At 42.9% G+C, this 2,498-nt stretch carries 1 protein-coding gene and 1 pseudogene; one reads left to right on the top strand and one right to left on the bottom strand.

All coding sequences use genetic code 11. From position 1 onward, the window contains the following. Nucleotides 1–211, top strand: a pseudogene (locus tag A5294_RS06745) (ABC transporter permease); the annotation flags it as partial. Between the two features lie 196 nt (nt 212–407). Here A5294_RS06745 and A5294_RS06190 read toward each other — a convergent pair. Further along, on the bottom strand, nt 408–2,498 hold a 2,091-nt coding region (locus tag A5294_RS06190; RefSeq protein ID WP_064340718.1), incomplete at its 5' end, for an ATP-binding cassette domain-containing protein.

Raw genomic sequence — 2,498 nt, forward strand, 5'->3', positions numbered from 1 at the left:
AAGCAATTTCGCGAAGTGGAATTCAATACTTATACAGCTTTTGCCAGCCACAGCGGTGGGGAAATTCTTGGGCGGCTCACCTAATTCGGGTGCACAGCTTCCACCAAACGCATATATTTTCACATGGTGGCAATCAGGCTTGGTGGTTCTCGCTTGGGGCGTAGTCATGTATGCAATTGGCCACGTTGTTGAAAAGCATCGCGATATTTAAACATAGTAAGTATAAATAAAAAATAAGCCCCGTTCGATTGCAATCATTACTGAGCAAACGAGCGGGGTTTATTTATTGCAACTTTTGCCGATACTAGTTTTAATTCTTTTTGCTAGAAGTAAAGCGCCCACTGCAAATAGCATAACGCCCCGAGCAACCATAGCAATAATAGATGGCACTAATTCTGGCACTAAGCTCATTGTGCATTTTCTTGAGAATCCTGATCGTTTTGTTTCTTTTTAGCAAATTGAGGATGAGCATACTCTGGCCCAATATATGAAGTATCAGGCAATGGTAGCTCGGTAGTAGGCTTAGCATACTGAGGTTGCGCATACTGCTGTTCACAATGCTGTGGTTCAGGATACTGATCTTGTTGCGCATACTGCTGCTCATAGTATGGTTGCTGACTGTATTGCGGATTGTAATATTGTGGCTGCGCGTACGGCTGTTGTCCGTACGGCTGTTGTGCATACGGCTGACCGTATTGGATTTGTTGCGGTTGCTCATATTGTTGTTGCGCATACTGATTTTGTTGCGCGTATGATTGTTGTGCGTACGGCTGCTGTGCGTACGGTTGTTGAGCGTACTGTTGTTGAGCGTACTGTTGATCGTATTGGATTTGTTGTGGCTGTTGAGCGTACGGTTGTTGCTCATATTGAGCATACGGTTGCTGTGCGTACGGCTGCTGAGCATACTGATTTTGTAAGTATTGTGGAGTCTCCTGCTGCGGTTGAATAGGTTGTGCCTTTTGAGCTGGCAAGTCAGTTTGAGAGGCTTCCTCTATTACGTTGGCGTGTAGCACAGGTGCAGGTTGTGGTTCAGTCTCAGGCTTGGCTTGAGGCTCAGGCTTGGCTTGAGGCTCAGGCTTGGCTTGTGGTTCAGGTTCAGGTTCAGGTTCAGGTTCAGGTTGTGGCTCAGGTGTTACTTGCACAGCAGGCTCAGGCGCTACCTTTGTTTCATGCTCTGTCATTTGCTGCGTATCAAGCTCAGGAAATACCTGTGCTTCAGGCTCAGTAGTCACATGCGTTTCAACCGCAATTGTTGCCTGAGGTTCAACTGCCTTAGGTTCTGCAACTGCTTGAGGTTCTTCCGCCAGCTGAGGCTTTACTTCTTCCTTTACCGCTGTCTTTACTTCTTCCTTTACTGCTGTCTCTACTTCTGCCTCCACAGTTGTATTCTCTGTTGTTAGTTGAGGTTCAGGAGTCAATTGTGGCTCAGGCTCATTTAACAATTGAGTATCTACTGCCGCATCTTGCGTTAATTGTTGTATTGAATTTAGCTGAGTCGTTTCATTGTTGACATTATTAGGGATGTGTTCCTGAGCATATGCTTCTGTAGAATTTTGGTATTTTTGTACATTGTTATAAACATATGGAGGTTTGGACACATATGCTGCGTTGTCTCCTATTGCCGCCATATACGCATCTTCGAGTGAAACGCATTCTTTACTCAACTGATATGTAAGTAATTGTTTATCGTTAAAGAATTGCGCCAAATCTGCAATATTTGCATTATTTATAACGAAAGCTGCGCCTTCCTGCACGTCTTCGTTTTTGTGCTCAACTTGCATAATAGAGCATTCACTATGCTGCGATTGCATAATGTCAAATAGCTTTTCTGGTTCAGGAGTAACAACTCGTACAGTGTTCTGAGAATATGCAGTAAGCAAATCTGTCACGCTTGTTTTTTGTAGAATTTTACCATGTGCAATAATAACAAGATCGTCTGCAATAAGAGAAAGCTCACTAATGTTATTAGTGCTGATAAGTACCGCACCACCGCGTTCTGCATAGTATTTGCAGATATCGCGCATCCATCTAACTCCTTCAACGTCTAAGCCATAGAATGGATTATCGAGAATAAGATTATGAGGATCTGCGAGAAGTGCTGCAGCAATCTCAAGTCGTTTGCGCATGCCGGTTGACATTTCTTTAATTTTCATATTTTGTATAGAGCTGATTCCGGCAATATCCATAATCTCCGATACGCGCGTTTTTGGAATTTTGCAATACTTCGCGACGAATGTGAGCTTTTTTATAGCACTAGTATTTCTATAATTAGCTTTTAAATCTAATACTGTGCCGACTGTTTCTATTGGGGAATTGAGTTTTTTGTATGGGACGCCGTCGAATAATGCTTCACCTCCATTGGCTTTTATGAGTCCCAATGCGCAATATAGTGCAGTTGATTTTCCGGAACCGTTAGGTCCAACAAAACCTGTAACTTTACCATCTTCTGCTACAAAAGAAATATTATTTAGTACTTGCTGTTTTTTATAGTACTTAGA

The organism is Gardnerella sp. 30-4 (genome assembly GCF_001641215.1).
GTDB classification, from domain to species: domain Bacteria; phylum Actinomycetota; class Actinomycetes; order Actinomycetales; family Bifidobacteriaceae; genus Bifidobacterium; species Bifidobacterium leopoldii.